Source organism: Coleofasciculus sp. A1-SPW-01, assembly GCF_040217205.1.
Taxonomy (GTDB): Bacteria; Cyanobacteriota; Cyanobacteriia; order Cyanobacteriales; family Coleofasciculaceae; genus Coleofasciculus; species Coleofasciculus chthonoplastes_A.
This window is the reverse complement of record NZ_JAVJNP010000087.1, coordinates 1-18954: the sequence shown is the minus strand read 5'-3', so window position 1 is coordinate 18954 and position 18954 is coordinate 1. Positions and strand designations below refer to the sequence as shown.

Genomic DNA, 18954 nt, shown 5'->3' with positions numbered 1-18954 from the left:
CAGTCAGGCAATCCCATCCCGTAACCCGATCGCATCTGTAAACCAGCAATTGTACTGACTTGGACTACACAATTGCGCTCAGTCCCGCCAGATCGTGACGCGATCGCACAATGTTTAAGAAAGATGTGGGTAATGCATAGCCGGTGTGGGAGAGGGGCTGGGGGTGAGGGGTTCAGCTTAAGTTGACACGGGTGGATATTATCGTGCCCTTCGATTAAGTGGGCATTGCCTTGATCAAAATAATGGTGCGTTACGGCGACATTTCCATTAACAGGATGAGCAATATGATTGATTACGCCTAACGCACCCTACGGTTCTGACTAATTCGAGTGCCTAGTCCACCATTGTTGAGAGCGAATTGATTCGGTAGGGTCACGATATTATCGTGCCCTTCGATTAAGTAGGCATTGCCTTGATCAAAATAATGGTGCGTTACGGCGACATTCCCATTAACAGGATGATCAATATAATTGATTACGCCTAACGCACCCTACGGTTCTACGGTTCTGTTCCTATCATGCCGCCTATGCCTTAGGTAAAATTGGTTCACACAGGGCAATTCCTGCGTTATTAGGGGTGTTTAACCGGATATGATATAAAATGATAGAGTGGGTAATATCTCCTCTATCGTTAGCCTTGTACTCGATAGGTTTGGCACTTCCTAACGATTAAAGTGTAATTCTTTTTTAGAGTCCTATGTACTAGAGATCAATATGTTTCATCAAGTAACGCTTAAAAACTTTAGAACCCATAAGTTAACCACTGTAGATTTATACCCAATAACACTCCTGATTGGCAACAATAATTCGGGTAAAACGAATTTGCTAGCGGGGATACAACATTTCTGCGGTCTGGTTAGGCGTGGTCGTCCTAATCATCACATTCGCCATCAAACAGTCATAGCGGCAAGAGATCTCTATCCTCATAGATATAGGCTGGCTCAAGATGATGAATCCATAGAATTTTCTATTACATGGTCAAATAACCAGGGGAAAGCTAAATACTCCATGAAATTGTTTAAAGAGGAAAGCCTAAAAGAACAAGCAGCTTGTAAAGAAAAAATAGAGTTTCAGCTCTTCAATTCATCTGAACCTAAGAGTATTAAAAGTGGATACAGCAAGCTTTCAGGTGCAATTCAACTAAGAAAAAAAATCGAAGACGATCAATTATTGACAAATACAGAACAAGAATTATGCAGAAACTTATTCGATGATTTTGCCAACACATTTAGCTATCATTTTCAGCCAGCTTTTCTCAAAGATTTGTTCACTGTTGGTCAAAATGAAGATGGAAATTATACAGAAAGTGGCTTAGAACCTGAAGACCGTCAAACTCAGCCTAAAATAAGAATCCCGTCCAAATTAGGAGACACGGGTCGTAATCTTCAGACTATCATTAAATATCTAAAAGAAAATGATGAGCGTACATTTACAAGATTTACGGCTTTAATGCGACGGTTTGAACCAAGTTTTCAGGGAGTCAGGTATGATGATCAACGCTCTCGCCTAGTTTGGGAATTTGATTTAGGGCGTCAAGGAATTGTAGAGGAATTTCCACCAGAGGTTTTGTCAGATGGCTTTATGAAAGCGGCGGCAATTAGTCTCTTAGCTTCTCTGCGACGCCCTCCAACGTTAATTCTTCTAGAGGAAATTGAAAATGGCATTAATCCTGGCAACATTCAAGAACTAATGAGATGGATATGGCAAATGACATCCCCAAGTTCTGAAGGGTATTCTTCCCAGTTCATCATTACATCCAATAGCCCTTCTGTTCTAAGAGAATTTCATGATCATCTTGATCATGTTTACACGGTTCGTTTAGATAAACGTAGCCGGAGGAGTGACGTCAGCAATCTCAACACATCTCTTGATACCTTAGTCGGAATAGGTACTGTTGAAGGAGAAATTATAGAACGTGAGGATGGCAAGCGCGTCGTGGAACTTCCTAAATACCAACTGGCAGAACTTTGGTATTCGGGAACAATTGGGTAAAGGCGACACTGATGAGAAATATAGGCATTGTGGGGGATGGAGAAACTGATCGGGCTATTTTCGAGAAGTTTATTCAATGTGTTCTACTTAACGGAACATTCAATACGACGAGTTTTAATATTTGCAAATTAAGTAGACAAACAGTACGAGATTATGTCGATCGTTACTGGAAGTCAGCAACTCGGTCACAGAATTATTATCTACCTAGTGAACCTGCATCTGAACTTCAAAACAATATCACAAATACTTTAGTCGCTGCCTTTTCTGATTTTGAAACTGAAGTGGGTATTGGCGAACTTTATAATCGAGACATTTTGTTAATTACAACTGATGCAGAGAAATCTTTATCCAGTCCTGAGGACTATTTTAAAGATTGGAGTTTTAGTATATCTAAAATCTTTATGGGAGCAATAGATAAGTTCTACGCTCTTAAATCGCGAGAAGGCTATCCTTGTCAATATTTACCAGTCCTACTATCTCTAGTCTGCTTTCCTTCTTCTGAAGTTTTTGTGGCGGCTGCCAAACAACCTCCTATTCAGTACTATGGTAAGAAACCTAAAGAGTTGAAGCAACTCCTCTATGGAACTGATGATTTGCGACGGCTTCGAGATCAAGATTTTGAAGAGAAGGCACTAAACTACATAACACCAGACAGTGTAGACAGAATTTTTAGCTATGTTCCTGAATCAAGACTTTTTATTCAAATGTTATCACTGGGAAAACACGGGGTAGATAGACCAGAATAATGGTGCGTTACGGCGACATTTCCATTAACAGGATGATCAATATAATTGATTACGCCTAACGCACCCTACGGTTATACGGTTCTTCAAACGCTTACAAAGGACAAATGACAAACTTTATGCAACTGGATTAAATAATTCAAATAAATCTAACATAAAAATTGTCGTTTTTTTCTCATTCTCCTGGAGAACCGCCGCATGACTCACCATCGGTAAGCGACGGTTATATTTAGGTAACTTACGAATTAGGTCAGGATTTAATTCAATTAAATTGGGCGGTTCATCAACGATAATGCCAAAAAGATCGCCTTCTATGGGGTTGGTAATGACTAAAAAGGATTGCAAGTTGGTTGAATTAGTGTCATAGTCAGGATTTAACTGTTGATGTAAATCAACAATCCGAATCGTATAATCTCCAATTTGCAGTAATCCCATGGCATTCCAACCACTCTCATTGGATGGTGTGTTTAGCACTTTTAACACATTATCCATGGGCAGTGAAATTAGACAGTCGCTAATCTTAAAGACGATATATTTTTGGGTGTCACTGGTCATGGTTTATTGGTTGATAAAGGACAGAATGCAAAATACAGCAGCACGTTTATCCCTCTCCAGGTGGAAATTTATCAGAACGTTATAACCATCTAAGCCTTGATAAATTGCTGCACGGTCTCTAACAACTGAGGTTCGAGAAAGGGCTTAGTGATATAATCATTCGCCCCTAACTCAGTGGCAATTAAACGATGCTTTTCGCTACTGCGAGAGGTCAAAATCAAAACAGGAATCTTGGCTAGTTCTGGCTCCTGTTGGCGGTATTTGAGAAACTCAAATCCGTTCATGCGCGGCATTTCAATGTCACAAATAACTACTTGAATCTCTCCATGATTTTGCAGTTGTTCAATGGCTTCATACCCATCCTTTGCCTGGAGAATCTGATAACCCGCCTTTTGTAACGTAAACGTTAAACTTTGACGCACAGTAATCGAATCATCCACAACCAGTAGAAGTTGGGGCGATCGCCTGGGGGTTGGCGTAGGGGGTGGCGGTTCAGGTGCAGCAGGTAACGCCGCTGGGCGGGAGGGAGATAATTGTCGCTGGTTGCGATCGGATGCAACAGAGGTGGAACCCGTTAAAGCCACCATTGAGGATTGAAAATCAGCGGTAAACTCTGGCGGGGATTTTGCCGTCTGCTGATCCGCAATCGACTGCATTAATGTGGTCCCATCTAGCACCAGGGCTAACCCACCATCTGCCAGAATACAGCCGCCATACACGTAATCTGGAGGTGCAATCATCGATCCCAAGGGACGAATCACTAATTCCTGTTCCCCGACAAGCTGGTTGACTTCCAAGCCTAATAGCCGATTCTGACACCGGATCAAAATCACCGACATTTTCGCAGTTTGCTCAACTAACGGGCGTTGAGAGGATAACACTAAGGTTTTCGGTTGAGGAATATGGTAATCTAACACCTCTGCCAAGGAAAAAATCGGAATTAGTTGCTCATCCTTGCCAGTACCCCATCGCAGCACTTTCCCCTCATCCCAGCAGCGCAGTCGTTCCGGTGGCGGGATAATGATTTGTTCGATCGCATCTGAGAGTAAAGCATAAGTTTGACCTCCCGCCTCCATCAACAGTAGCTTGGCGATCGTCAAATTTAGGGGGATTTGCAGCCGAAAGGTTGTTCCATAATACGGTTGAGAATATACCGTCACTGATCCTTGCAGGGATTCCACCTGAGAACGCACCACATCCATCCCAATTCCCCGCCCGGATAAATCACTTAACCCGGAAGCGGTGGAAAAACCGGGTTCAAACAGAAACTCCGCCAGTTCAGCAGGTGACAACTGTCTGGCTTTTTCAGCATCAATTAAGCGCTGTTCTACCGCCCGTTGGCGAATCTTCTCAAAGTTTAACCCTTGCCCATCATCCCGAACTTCAATCACCAAATACCGATTCTGGTGATAGGCATCAATGGCAATAGTACCCTGACGGGTTTTGCCGGATTCTTGGCGAACCTCTGGCGATTCAATCCCATGATCAAAGGCATTTCGGATCAGGTGCAGTAAGGGGTCATAAAGTTTCTGCACCACCACTTTATCCACTAACACTTCTGTCCCATCCATGTAGAGTTCCACAGATTTATTGTGGGTGACTTCTAACTGTTGTAACACTCGCGGAAACCGTCTAAATAAAGTGCCTAACGGTAACAGTCGCGCCTCCATCAAGGTATCCCGGATACTGGTTAACAGTCGCCGTTGTTTGTCAAAGGTTTGATTAAATTGACTGGCAAAAACTTCAATTGACTCCGTTGCTTCCGTCAGTTGGGCGGTATCATCCATCAGCGACTGGATTAAAAGCTGCGGTTCGTTATAACTATCCAGTTCTAACGGGTCAAAGTAATTGGGGATTGTCGTCTGGGGATTTTGCCAAGCCAATGACGGCTTTTCTTGAATCGCTTCTCGGCGTTTTCTTCCCCTGAGACTCATCCGTTTTTGTTGCGATCGATGCAATTGACGGTCATGCCAATCTTGCAACTCATCCAAAAGTTGTTGATGCTGTTGCAGCCGAGTTAATACCAAACGCACCGCTGATTGCAATTGCTCATCCTGGAGGGATTGGCGATTTTGGTAGGTTAAGAGTTCCCCAACGGAATAATTCAAATGTTCTAAATGATCAATATTCACCCGCACCGTTTGCGGCTGCGTTTCCGGAACCGATTCTTGTTGTACCCGTGGCGAAGGTAAAACATAATCCGTTAACGGTTCTTCCGCGTCTACTGGAGGAGTCGGTACAGATTCTGGGATTGAGTCCTGAAAATTATGGGCTGGAGTTTTGAAGACGGGAAACACTTCTTCGGATTCCGATTCAGATTCTACCGGAACATCCTCCTCCGTTGTTGATTCGGAAACCGAGATATTTCCCCAAACACTATCCAATAAGTCAGCCGAATCGGGTTCCTCAACCCCTTCTGTCTCCGGTTCGGATACACTATAATCCTCATACTCATTGATATCGATATCCAGTAAAGGCGTCAAATCCGTCGCATCCAGTTGAAAATCTGCCGAATCAGTGATCGGACGTTGCGAAAACTCTTCATCGGAGTAAGCTGAATCCGCCGCGTATGTATCAGACGCCGCCAACTCTTCACTAACCTCTGAATCACTCAGATCCGCTTCCCAGACATTCTCTGGCGCGGCGACTGGCGCAGCATCCTCTAGATCACCATCCACCACACCCGCCAATTCTTGCAGGGATTGAGAGGGTTGACCCCCTTGAGTGCGATCGCCATCCAGCACCGCCTTTTGTCCCGCCTGGAAGTCAGCTAGAGCGATCTGAGTAATCATTTCCGCCTGATCCGGATAATTCTCCAACGCCGCGATCGCACTACTGGCAATTGCCGCAAATCCCGGTAAATTCATCGATTCCGCCACACCCAGCAACACCTCCGCCTGCGATCGCAAGGTATCCGCCATCACTGACGGATCATTACTCGCCAAAGCCTCAGTAATTTGATCCAACCGCTGACTCACCCCCACCTCAAAAATGGATTGAGTGACATCAAATCCCAACTCCAACGAACTCGGAATATTCGCTTGTTGGTCAAAACAATCGCCCAGCTTTTCCTGCAACTTCGCAAACACCGCCGCCGTGCGATCGAGAACTTCCGCCTCATTAATCTTTCCCCCCATCACTTCCGCCGTCAGGGGTAGCCGCAAACATTCATAGCCCTCAAACAGTAACGCCTCCACCTCCGCATCAATCACCACATCGGGATTAAACAGAGTTTTAAAGATATCCTCCAACGAGTGAGCCACCGTTTTAATCGTGTCCAACTCCACACTCGCCGCCGCCCCTTTTAGGGTGTGAGTGGTTCGCATTAAATGGTGGACTTTGTTGACACTAAAATTAGTCCGTAGATCGAGTAATTCTTGTTCGATAATACCCATAAGTTCTGGCGCTTCTTCCAGAAAATAGTGGTAACTTTGTTCACGAATATTTGGATCATTCATAGGGAAACTCTTGAATGTGTAGGGGATATGTAGGGGCGGGTTTAGGGACTTTCTGTTGGCGATTGATAGTAACCTTGGTACAAAACCCGCCCTGACTAAGTGTTGAATTTTGACCCAACGCTAGGCTCAATAATTCTGGTTTGTAGGGGCGGGTTTAGGGACTTTCTGTTGGCTATTGCTGATAACCTTGGTACAAAACCCGCCCTGACTAAGTGTTGAATTTTGACCCAACGCTAGGCTCAATAATTCTGGTTTGTAGGGGCGGGCTGAAGGAATGACAAGGCACCTAAAACCTTTTAAAATCAGGCTTTGAGCGACATTATTATCTCCAAAGATGAAACCTTATTGACATCCTTATTTACATTATTTACAGATGAAGACCACCCGATCAGATATAGTCAAGCGAAGCGTTGCGCGGGGGGTATGGGGGAGGCGCTCGTCCCCCATCGGGGGGTCTGGGGGGCTGGTCCCCCAGAGACAAACTCCTATTTTTGACCCTATCTGTGACAAAAAGAAATGGGCTAAATGGTTGGGTTTAGAGGCGGGTTTACTCACATCTGAGTGAGAGAAAAAACGATAATCGTCAAACCCGCCCCTACAGCATCAATGACAACTGATAACTGATAACTGACCAAGGACTATTCAACCTTGAACTGATCCGCACTCATTTGCAGATTTTGCGCCATCGTCAACAAACCTTGGAACGATGAAGACATCTCCATCGAATTTTCCGCCGTTTGATTAGCAATCGTCGCCACCTGAGTCATGGTTCGGGTAACCGACTGTAACTCCTGACTCTGAACTTGAGTCGCTTGAGTAATTCCCGCTACCACCTGACTAATCTGACTCGTAGCTTCCACGATCGCATACAAATACTCCCGCGCTTCATTCACCTGGTTTGTACCCGATGCAACCTGCTGAATCCCCGTTTCCATAACCGATGACACCTCAGCCGTACCCATCTGGATTTCCTGCACCAATTGGGCAATCTCCGTCGTCGCTTCCGCCGATTGACGCGCCAGAGAACGGACTTCATCCGCAACCACGACGAACCCTCGTCCATACTCACCCGCGCGGGTAGCTTCAATTGACGCATTTAACGCCAACAACTGGGTTTGAGTCGTAAAGTTACTAATCAAATTCACCACTCGCGACACCTTTTGCGTCGATTCACTCAAACGCTTCAGCCGCTTACTGGTTTCCGCCACAGTTTCCCGGATATCCATAATCCCATCCACCGTGCGGTTCATCGCCTCATCCCCAGCTTGAACCGTTTTGTTCGCCTGTTGCACCGCTTCTTCCACCTGTTGAGCGCTAGCCCCCACTGCTTCAGTGGAATTCACCATCGTCTGAATCTGTCCCAAGGTGTTTTCCAGCGCCTGGAACTGGCGTTGGGCTTGCTGCGCCAATCCCGCGATCGCGGTTTCACTGGCTTGGGAGGTTTGTGCCACTTGGCGCGAGGAATCCTGTACCTGTTTCACAATCCCCCGCAAACTTTGCAGGGTATTATTATAGGCATCCGCCACCGTTCCCACTTCATCTTCGGTAATCGGCGCTCGCACCGTCAGATCCCCTTGTAACGCCGGACGTACCGCCATTAGCAGTTGAATCACCCCCTGTTGTAATTCTTCCTTCGCCGCTTTCTCCCGTTGCGCCGCCGCCATCAATTGCTGGGACTGTTCCTGAACTTGTTCCAAAGATTGCGCTTGCTGGAGAGCAATCCCTAACTGAGTTGCCATCTGCGCCAAGAGTTTAACCTCGCCCTCTTCCCAGGTGCGGGGTTCACTGTTTTGATACACCCCCAGCAATCCCCACAGTTGTTCCCCTTGGAATAGGGGAGTGATGATGTACGCTTTAGTCCCCCACTGCTGCAAAATCTCCCGGTTAAACGTCAACTCCGTGGCTTGGCTAATGTCGTTCACCGCCGTAGTCTGATTTTGGCGATAAACACCACCCTCACTTTGTTGCAACACCGGATCACTCACCTTTGCCAGTTGGGTACCGACAACCTTGACGTAGGAACCCCCCACATCTTCAAGCACAAATTCCCCACTCCAATCGGAATTAAAGCGATACACCGCCACCCGATCCACATTCAGCAGCAGTCGCAGTTCCTGACTTGTCGCCTGCAACAGAACCTCTGGGTTCAACGTTCCTTTCTGTAAGCGTTCAGCAATCCGTTGTCCGGTTTTATACAGCAGGTTGATAAAGTTACTTTCCCGTTTCGCTAACTGGGCGAATTGATCCGACTGCTGTTGCACCTGTTCCAGGTAGTAGAGGCGTTGTAATGCCGTTCCTACCGCTTGACCCACTTGAGTTAGCGCCGCGATTTCGGTACTCGTCCAATGGCGCGGTCCACTATTTTGATACGCACAGAGGATACCCCATAACTCATCAGCGACGAAAATCGGGGCGAGGGCGTAAGCTTTGACCTCAAACTGTTCTAAAATTTCAACGTGACAATCGGAGTGACCGATAGTATGGATATCATCCACAGCAAAGCTTTCCCGATCGCGATAACGACCCCCTTGAGTTTCTTGTAAATAGGTATCTTCCCAAACGGTGCGGATATCCGGACCCACTAACGGCGTCCATCCCGTCGCCACCGACTCCGCCACAAACACGCCACTCCAATCCGGTTCAAACTGGTACACCGCCGTGCGATCGCACTTGAGTAGTTTCCGCAGTTCACGAGTGGATGTATTGTAGATGGTGGCAATATCCTCGCCATAGCTCAACTTAGTCAGAACACTGGATACCGTTTCCTGAGTTTGGGCAATCGTCGCGAGTTGCGTGGATTGGTCTTGTAACTGGTGCAGGTATTGGGATTGTTTCAGGGCGATGGACAATTGATAGGCGACCTGCTTGACAAATTCCACTTCTTGGTTTCTCCACTTGCGTGGACCACTGCACTGGTGAATACAGAGTAATCCCCACAATTCGATCCCCTGCATAACAGGGGCGACCAAATTCCCGCGCACTTGGAATTTGGAGAGGGTATCAATATAACAGGGCGCTAAATTGGCGTGATGGATATCGGCAACTGCCCAAACCCGTCCCTTGCGATAATTTTCCGCATGTTTTTCGCCAAAGCAATGGTCATCAACTTTGATCGACATCGAAGAGGGGAAACCAGCGACGACCCGTTCAGACACCATTTCTCCCTGATCAAACCCCGATTCGGGATCAAAGCGATAAATCCCCACGCGATCAGCCCCCAAAAAGGTTTGTAGTTCCCCACAAGCCGTCTGGAAAATCTGATCCAAGTCTTGAGATTGGCTAATTTTGCTGATAATTTGAGCCGTGACTCGTTCCAAGTCGGCGGTTTTCAGCAGTTGCTGGGATTGGGTTTGTAATTGCTGCAAATAATCTGCCTGTTGCAACGCTACGCCCAGTTGAGACGCCACTTGTTTGAGCAGTCGCACTTCACCGTCTTCCCAGTGGCGTGTCCCCGTGCTTTGAAAGGCACTGAGTAATCCCCACAGCTTGTCTTCTTGGAAGATAGACACCACCGCGCAGGATTTGACGCCATAGTAGTCTAACGCCTCAACATGACAATCCGTCAGCGTACCATCGTGAACATCGTCTACCACAAACGGTTCATTGTCCCGGAAGCATCCCCCGTGGTGTTCGTTGAGATAGGGATCTTCCCAGCCACTCCCGACTAATTTAGGAAATCCGCCCGACTCGGATTCACAGATAAAGTCGCCGAAATAGTCCTCCCGGAACTTATAAATCGTCACCCGTTCCGCATTCAAGAGTCGCCGCACTTCCTGAGTGGTGGTTTCAAACACCTTGTTAATCTCAAAGGGTTGACGGATTTTATCCACGACTTTGGCTAACGCCCGCTCTCGCTGGGTTTCTTTCGCCTGTTGCTCGGATTGAAGCTGAATCTGCTCCACATATTCGGCTTGTTGTATGGCTAAACCTAACTGGCTAGCAATTTGTTTGAGTAATTGGACTTCGCCCTCTTCCCAATGGCGTGTTCCTGTGTTTTGAAAGGCACTGAGTAATCCCCACAGTTTCTGCCCTTGGAAAATCGAGACAATGGCGCAGGATTTGACGCCATAGTTTTCTAACGCCTCGACATGACAATCGGTGAGATTGGCGGTATAAATATCATCGACCACCAAGGCTTCATTATCGAGAAACCGTCCGCCTCGATATTCATTGAGATAGGGAGCTTCCCAACCACTCCCCACAATTGGAGCAAATCCTCCGCTTTGGGATTCACTGACAAAATCACCAAAGTAATCGTCGCGGAATTTATAGATGGTGACGCGCTCAATATTGAGCAGTTTACGCACTTCTTTGGTGGTGGTTTGGAAAATCGTCTCTAAGTCTGTAGTTTGACGAATTTTCTCGATCACCCGGGCGATGGTGCGTTCCCGTTCCGCTGCTTTTGCTAATTGTCCAGTTCGCGCTTGTAAACTGTTCAAATATTCGGCTTGCTGGAGGGCGACACCAAACTGACGCCCGACTAATGCCAGTATATTCAGTTCTGAGGCGTCCCATTGACGCGGATCGGAGTTTTGGAAGGCGGCGAGTAATCCCCAGAGTTTGTCTCCCTCAAAAATCGGCGCGATCGCATACGCTTTTGCCTCAAATTGTTCCAACAGATCGATGTGACAGTCGGTTAACCCAGCGGCGTAAATGTCATTCACACCATTGGTTTCTTCGTAGCGATAACGCCCACCTCGGGTTTCTTGGAGATGGGTATCCTCCCAAACTGTTTGGATATCCGGACCCACTAGGGGAATCCAGCCAGGAGCAACAGATTCGGCGATAAATTCCCCACTCCAATCTTGATTAAACCGATACACCGCCACGCGATCGCACTGCAATTGCTGACGGATTTCCCGGGTGGCGCTGCTAAAGACTTGGGGAATATTCAGCGATCGCAAGATGTTCTTGAGGATTTTCGCCGCGACTTGACCGACAACTTTGGTATTTTTGTTTTGGCTGCGAAGTTGATTAAACAGTTCCCCCGGTTGCAGGTTGAGAGCCAGTTCCGTTGTCACCTGATACAGCAAGTTGATTTCGGAGTCTTGGAAGGTGCGGGTTCCGGAACATTGCTGAACAATCAATAATCCCCAGGTTTGTTTACTAAACAGAATCGGTAAACTCAAGCTGGCTTTAACTTGAAACCGTTTCAGCAGTTGCAGTTGATAGGGACTGGTTACACCTTGATACAGATGACTCAGCGTCACCACCTGTTGCTGCTGATACTCGATTTGACTGTTTGCGCCAAAGGTTAAGGCGGGTAAGGATTCACCCAAACAAGGAGTATACCCCGCAACCAGGGATTCGGCACGAACCACGCCCTCGGTTTCCGTCTTAAATTGATAAATCAGAACCCGATCAACCTGGAAATGCTCCCGCACTTCAGCCACAGTGGTTTCTAGCAGCGTATCAACGGTTTCAATCGTGGACGCACGACGCATCCGTTGAGCAACCGCTAACAGCCACTTCCGTTGTTCCTGAAAATAGGTTTCGATATTGACACCCATCTCAGGCTGAGACTCATCTGTCACGCGATCGCCATTACTGATTGTATGAGCGGAATCGTTCTCCGCATCAGGGTTGAGTACTTGCTTCGATTGTTCGAGTTCTTGCATAATTTCGATGTGTCTAGTCCTAATATGTCCGCGATCTGCGATCGGAAAAAATGGGGAAAGTGAGGAAGATAGAGAAAGTAGAGTTTTGACCCTTTATTCCTTAGTCGGACATGGTTTGTATGGGCGGTTTTAGAAACTTTTTTATCGCTATTGATGGTAACGTTTGTGCAAAACCCGCCCTCATCTCCCCTATCTCCCTCATCTTCTTCATTTTTCACTCACGATGCCTTTGCCAAAGGGGATAATGGCTAATGGCATTAATATTCAAAACGATGCCCTGATCTTCAGGGAGAGAACCCAGAATAAACGGCAACAGTTTAGGTGGAAATACACCCGGAACAGCAGGCTGCAAATGTTGCAAATTGTGGTATTCGATGTCATTAACTTGGGAAACAACCAGTCCGATCGATTGCTCATTTACCTGCACCACTAACACCACCAAAACATCAGCCAATTGCTCTTGTTGGTCTAATGATAAATAGCCCAGCAACTGGCTCAGATCAACCAGCCAAAGCATATCGCCACGCCAGTTGCAGATCCCTAAAACACAACCGGGCATTTGCGGAACAGGCAGAATGTCTCTTACATTTACCCGTAGCACTTCCCCAATTTGTTCCAAGGGCAATAGGGCACTATCTTGGTGACTCATAGGAAAGCGAAGTAACCGCCGCTGTGTTTCTGGGGGTGAAGGTTTAAGGTTGAGTGAATCAAGACTCGTGGTTAAGAGGATTGAGTCAAGTGAATTTGTCATTTTTTAGGGAACAGGGAACAGGGAACACCTCGGCTTCGCTCGGTGTGTCACAGGGAACACATCGGCTTACCTCGACTTCGCTCGGTAACACGCTCGGTGTGTCACAGGGAACAGCTAAACCAGTGTAAATTTATTAATGATTTTCATTAATTCCTGTTGATCGACTGGTTTAGAAATATAGGCATCAGCACCCAGCATTGAACCCCATAACTTATCAGCATCCGTGCCTTTTGTTGAACACATCACCACAGGAATTTTCTTGGTGTCGATGTTTGTTTTAATCTCGCGGCAAAGTTCAAAACCACTTTGACCCGGTAAAATAACATCAAGAATCACTAAATCAGGTTTTTTAGCTTGAAGTTTTATATGGGCTTCCTCTCCACTTGTTACACTCACTACGTTAAATCCGGCTTGTCTTAAATAACGAGTCAGCACCTGGGTTTCTGTTACACTATCTTCCACTAAAAGAACAGTTGTCATAGTTAATCCAATGTTTGCGATACACAACCTTTGCAGTTTTTGGTTCAGTCATAAATACTGAACACTATTTAATTACTCATCGGTACAGATTTGATCGGTAAATACTTCTGCAAAGTACTCAGCACTTTTTGTTGAGTAATCGGCTTTGGCAAAAACCCAGAAGCCCCGACCATTTTGGCACGCACCCGGTCTACAATGCCATCGTTTCCGGTCAGAATAATCACGGGAATATCCTGAAAAATCGAAACACGGCGAATTTGAGAACAAATTTCATAACCATTAGCGACAGGCATCACCAAATCCAGGAAAATCAGATCCGGCTTGTTTTCTAGAAGCTTAACTAGGGCTTGCACTGAATCCTGAATTGAGACAAACTTATAACCCGCTTCCTCTAAAATATAACCCATCATTTGAGTGTCAATCCGACTATCATCAATGTAAGCAATTACCGCATTTGCTGATTTAGAGGAGGATGACGGGCGAGAAGACTTTCGTGATGTAAGTTTGCCATTTTCATTAGATTTATCCTCAACAACTTTACGAGGTAAAATAGAACGCTTCAAGTCCTCAACTTCAATTAATCCAATTAAATTTTTCTGAATATAAGGGGCAATCGAGTGAGTTAGGGGCAGAGGACTTTGTTTTAACTTAACCGCTAAATCCCGAAGCGTTTGTTTCCCGTCCGCAAACGCTGTTAGATTGCGATAAGCAGAGGGTGATGTTTGCTGGCGCAACTGATCTGCCTGTAAAATTTTGGGGGCAAGATTCGGTGAAATGTCAGCTAAACCCGCTTTTTGCCAAGCTTGCCAATCCTGAAAAACTTGCTGCCAAACGCGCTCCGCTCTTACCACAACCCACCCTAAATCGATGGAATCTTGAGGAATGATTCGGTAGCTTAGATACATTCCAGAATGATAGTTTTGTTGTTCCCCTGCTTGGATAATATCAAAAAGGACTTCGCTGGTATGACCTTGAACAAGTGCTGCCATTTGTCCCAGGGGGATTTGTCCTTGTTTCGCTTGTGTGGCTAATGACTCATAATCTTGATATTGAATCGGCTCTCCTTCTTGCGTCACAGCATTAACAGCCACCGAAGGACAGTGCAATGATAGCTGACGAAACCAACGACGCACAGGATGTACCTTACTGTGGCAACCAATTAAACTGCCGACACTAAAGAATAGCTGCCACTGCTGTTGTTGGGGATTGGTTATGTTGAAATCTAACTGACCTGTAAATTGTTGACTCGCACAAGTTTGAATGCGTTTTAGCAGTTCTTCTGTGGTAAAAACGACATCATGTTTTGTTATAGTCCAATGAGTTGATCGAACAGATAAAGGAGCAAGCATTTTTGATTTTCTTTGTCTCGCTAAATCGGCTAGTATAGTCAGTCATCTAGATATAAATATGACTGTTTTTTTGTTGCTGAACTTTAAAAAACTTTAATTTTTTGTGGAAAATATGATTTTATCTATTTTTTATTGGCAAAATATATTCCATAATAAACTACAGATATAGCCGATTTAATTGTAGCTCATCAAAAGGTGATTATGTCAATATCCAGTAATTAAAGGTTTAATATAAATTGCATAACTTTTCTACAATAAATGAAAAATAGATAAGGATACACCTATTTTTTAGTGAATAGTTGTTGTCGTAAAGCTTAGGACAGATATAAAGGCTGAAATGATTCCGTACCAGTAATACATTTCTGCCATCTGCTTTGTCTCCACCCAAGTGTGAGTATTCAACAGCACTTGATATAACACGGTGTAATACAGCAGCCATAAAAAAGCCCTTTTCTACTCTTTTTGAACTGTATTACATCGAGCCAAAAACTGCTGTATAGCCTTACCAAGGCAGGTTAGGACATTTTTCCTGTTGCCTATTGCCTATGACACACCGAGCGTGTTACCGAGCGAAGTCGAGGTAAGCCGAGGTGTTGCCTATTGCCTGTTGCCTTTTGGGATAAACTTATGTCCTAACGTGTGTGCGTAGTGCTATACCTATGACAAATGACGCTCTCCACCGTTAGCTTTTATTGAGTCTACCTCCTTACCGTAGATGCGCCCTGAGATAAGTTGGCATTTACATTGGAGAGTATTGCATCGGCGGTTGAACGTACCAATCTCCAAACATTGATGTATCCTGAAACTGGTTAACCTGGGGCTTGGGGAGATAAGTGTGTAACGCTTGGAGCATTTTATCTTTATTAATGGGTTTGGTGATAAAATCTGACGCACCGACAATTTTTGCCCGTGTCCGGTCAATAATCCCATCCTTACCCGTCACAATAATCACTGGGGTGGATTTGAAAAAGGAAACCCGACGAATTTGGGAGCAGATTTCATACCCATTAGCAATGGGCATAACTAAATCTAAGAAAATCAGGTCGGGTTTGTGTTCTATCAATATCGATAATGCTTTTTCCTGATCCTCAATATTGATAAATTGATAGCCTGCTTGAGTGAGAATATGATTCATTAGTAGCAGATCAAATGAGCTATCCTCGATACAGGCAACTAAGGGATTCGCCGGTTTAGACTCTATTGGAGTTGCTGGGGTTTCGGCGGATGAATGTTCCAGCTTTATCGGTGATGCAATCATGAGACTCATGTCCTCAACTGGACTCAGTTCAACTAAACCTTGACGAATATAGGGTACGATGGGCTGAGTCAGGAGTAAAAGATTTCGATTCAAATGAACGGCTAAATCCCGTAATGTTTGATTGCCATCCATCGAAGCAATCAGGTTATCAGATGTGAATTGATAGGTTTCCTCTTGCAATGCTTTAAATGTCTGATTAATACCTCCTAAACCACTGAGGTTACCATAGAGCATCTGGGAAAACTGTTGTTGTAATTCCTGAGGTTTTAATACCGTGGGCGCTAAGTTTGGAGAAATGTCTGTTAAATCTGCGCTTTGCCAACTTCGCCAAAGTTTTACCGCTTGCCTCCACATTTCATCAACCTCTATGGTTACTAAAGCTGAATCCATCTGGTCTTGAGGAATTTGACTATAACTGAGTTGCCAGTTTGAGGGATGAGACATCTGTTCAAGGTGTTGAATCAGATCAAAAAAAATTTCTAGAATATAGCTTTCGACAACTTCTGTCATTTGCTCTTGACCTATTTTTCCCCGCCTTACTAATTCCGCTAAGCCATCGTAATTGTCACTAGGGATCTGATTTGAATGATTGACAGTCGTATCCTTAACCAATTGGGGACAGTAGCGATAAAGCTGGCGTAACCAACTCCGATGTGGATGTACCCCACTTCCACCACAGATTAAACCTTGGCAAAAATATAAACTCCAGTGTTGGTGTTGAGGGGGTTTAATATCTAAGCAACCTGTAAATTTTTCACTGGCGCAGGAGAAAAGTTGGGTCGCCAGATTCTCAGGATTGACAATTGAACAAGGGGTGAAGGGAAATCCACCAGTGCTAATAAATTCAGTCCAGTTTTTGGAGTATCCAATTGCTCGCTCGAATTGATTGGTCATAATTTTAGCTTGAACTTCTGGGAATACAGTATGAAAATGATTAGGGATTATGAAAGCAACTAGCCGAGTCGGGAAAGATATAGGAGCAGACTGCACTTTGTCATTGGAGAACGGAGCAATAGCGGAGTGAAGAATCTCGCCAGATGCTTCGCTGAACTCCGTTACACTCTGCATGATCAAAGCTTAGGTTTTGACCGCGAACAGCATAACTCAACGCCATCGTTAGCTGGAATATTTTGGGCTTGCTCTGACATGCTCCCGTTGGCATTTGCATCAAGCTTCTGCCATTAGTATTAGAGAATTTGGTAAATCACCCGGATTAAATAAGTCTTTGCTGTCGCCGACAGACGTGAGTCAGCCCTTTGCTTAGGTGTTGTGGAGATGCACTGCTATAGGACAGTTCTGGTTACGTTATACCCTACGTAATTCTACGTAGACGTTTAGAGAGAGTTGCTTACACTCACTATCACCAGTCTCAATCATTTGTGAAAGTAGATGAGACTGAAAAGCTTGCCCAGCAAGGATTGCCATTTCACAACCGATTTAAACTTACTCTATCTTTATGGTAAGGGATTTTACTAGCCATTCGGTAAAGGGATTATCAATTTTTTGTAAAGCTTTGTTCAGCTTTTCTTGTTTAAATCATCAGCTTCTCCTATTTTCGGCTGATCTTGCCCCCAATCACCTCAGCATAATGGCGTAAGTTTGCTGCCTGTAGTTCTTTAGCATGAAGACAAACTATTAACCTTATACCATAGGCATTTCAGCGCCAAAACATCCAGGAAAATAGGGGAATCAACCTAAGCTAAATGGCTTAGGTGCAGGGAGGGTTTTTATCAAATCTTTGCGTAATTTCTTTGACAGAATTAATCTTTCTCCCTAGATATTAAGTATTTTTGATTATGAGACTCTGGCTAAAAATATATCAAAGCGTATAGTTAAATGATATAATCTGAGCAGGGATAAAGAAAATGTATCCCACGCTAAAAAACGTGGGATTTTACCAGACGCAAGAGACAAGAGACTCGCAAAGCACCAAGAAAGCTAAATGGTTCATCGTTGATTGTTCAAGGTTGATGAACCATGAACAAAGGAACTATAGCCGTTGTCGCTTTGGGTGATCACTTATTTTCTGTACAATTCGCCAATAAACTCATCGAGGACTTTCTGGGCAGCTTTGTAGGCGACTGCATTTCTACCAATATTCAAGTTGCCGAGAATGCGATCGCGAATTGCCTCCAAGTTAGATACTGCTGGAACCTGTTGCCTGAGAGTTCCATTGTTCACCCTCAGGCTGCGAATTCCCCCAACGCTGCCCTCAACTGATCTAACTCTTCTCGAATGGGTTGAATGTGGGCGGCAATTCGTTCATCGATCTCAATCAGATTGGCTTGGGTAATCGGGATACCTAATGACGATTTGATCGCATTGGTAATAAACTCCGTCTGCGTGCAGCCTTCAGCGGCACATTTTTCGCGTAGCGCTTGGAGTAATTCGTTGTCTATGCGAAGATTGATCTGGGTTCGTTGACTCATAGCTTCCTCAAAATTGAAAAACTTTTAAGGTAGCATATAACTATCCGATAGACAACTCACTACGACACAGAATAACGTCTTAGGGGCACGGCAATGCCCACCCGTGTCAACTTAAGCTCAACCCCTCACCCCCAGCCCCTCTCCCACGCCTGACAGGTGTAGTTTTTTTATTTTATGGTTGGGACAAGACAAGGAGGACAAGGAAGGAAAGAAGACAAGGGGGAAAAACCGTACAGAATTCGGTTCGGTCAAACTAACTTCTAAAAGCCGAAACGCCCTATTTTTCGTTCTCACTCTTCCTTGTCTACGGTCGCTGAGCGAA

The 18954-nt window shown here is 45.1% G+C and carries 11 protein-coding genes and 1 pseudogene; 3 read left to right on the top strand and 9 right to left on the bottom strand.

What is annotated here, in order from left to right; translation table 11 throughout:
* Nucleotides 1–516: 516 nt before the first annotated feature.
* The 3 genes and pseudogenes from RH949_RS13305 to RH949_RS13295 all read left to right on the top strand — a co-directional run.
* Nucleotides 517–594, top strand: a pseudogene (locus RH949_RS13305) (hypothetical protein); the annotation flags it as partial.
* A 119-nt stretch (nucleotides 595–713) separates the two neighbouring features.
* A complete protein-coding gene (locus tag RH949_RS13300; protein WP_044209955.1) occupies nucleotides 714–1991 on the top strand; it encodes an AAA family ATPase in 1278 nt (425 codons plus the stop codon).
* 11 nt (nucleotides 1992–2002) lie between these two features.
* The gene (locus tag RH949_RS13295; RefSeq protein WP_006104512.1) at nucleotides 2003–2737 is read left to right on the top strand and encodes a hypothetical protein; all 735 of its coding nucleotides are present in this window, start codon (nucleotides 2003–2005) and stop codon (nucleotides 2735–2737) included.
* Nucleotides 2738–2851: 114 nt separating this feature from the next.
* On the opposite strand, the gene RH949_RS13290 is transcribed toward RH949_RS13295, so the two are convergent.
* From RH949_RS13290 to RH949_RS13250, 9 genes are all read right to left on the bottom strand, one after another.
* Nucleotides 2852–3289, bottom strand: a complete 438-nt coding sequence (locus RH949_RS13290) for a chemotaxis protein CheW (RefSeq protein ID WP_446353689.1) — start codon at nucleotides 3287–3289, stop codon at nucleotides 2852–2854.
* Nucleotides 3290–3378: 89 nt separating this feature from the next.
* On the bottom strand, nucleotides 3379–6747 hold the full coding sequence (locus RH949_RS13285) for a response regulator (RefSeq protein ID WP_446353687.1): 3369 nt from the start codon (nucleotides 6745–6747) through the stop codon (nucleotides 3379–3381).
* A gap of 638 nt (nucleotides 6748–7385) precedes the next feature.
* Entirely contained in the window at nucleotides 7386–12365 is a 4980-nt protein-coding gene (locus tag RH949_RS13280; RefSeq protein WP_446353685.1) for a GAF domain-containing protein, read from the bottom strand.
* A 214-nt stretch (nucleotides 12366–12579) separates the two neighbouring features.
* Nucleotides 12580–13116, bottom strand: coding sequence for a chemotaxis protein CheW (locus RH949_RS13275; protein WP_006104459.1), 537 nt, complete (start codon nucleotides 13114–13116; stop codon nucleotides 12580–12582).
* 114 nt (nucleotides 13117–13230) lie between these two features.
* The gene (locus RH949_RS13270) at nucleotides 13231–13596 is read right to left on the bottom strand and encodes a response regulator transcription factor (protein ID WP_044209958.1); all 366 of its coding nucleotides are present in this window, start codon (nucleotides 13594–13596) and stop codon (nucleotides 13231–13233) included.
* A gap of 68 nt (nucleotides 13597–13664) precedes the next feature.
* A complete protein-coding gene (locus tag RH949_RS13265) occupies nucleotides 13665–14945 on the bottom strand; it encodes a response regulator (RefSeq protein WP_446353682.1) in 1281 nt (426 codons plus the stop codon).
* Nucleotides 14946–15684: 739 nt separating this feature from the next.
* The gene (locus RH949_RS13260; protein WP_446353680.1) at nucleotides 15685–17097 is read right to left on the bottom strand and encodes a response regulator; all 1413 of its coding nucleotides are present in this window, start codon (nucleotides 17095–17097) and stop codon (nucleotides 15685–15687) included.
* Between the two features lie 1125 nt (nucleotides 17098–18222).
* Complete coding sequence (locus tag RH949_RS13255) at nucleotides 18223–18384, bottom strand: hypothetical protein (protein ID WP_157453348.1); 162 nt, start codon at nucleotides 18382–18384, stop codon at nucleotides 18223–18225.
* Nucleotides 18385–18386: 2 nt separating this feature from the next.
* Nucleotides 18387–18632: a hypothetical protein gene (locus RH949_RS13250; protein WP_446353677.1), complete on the bottom strand. Its 246-nt coding sequence runs from the start codon at nucleotides 18630–18632 to the stop codon at nucleotides 18387–18389.
* Nucleotides 18633–18954 lie beyond the last annotated feature (322 nt).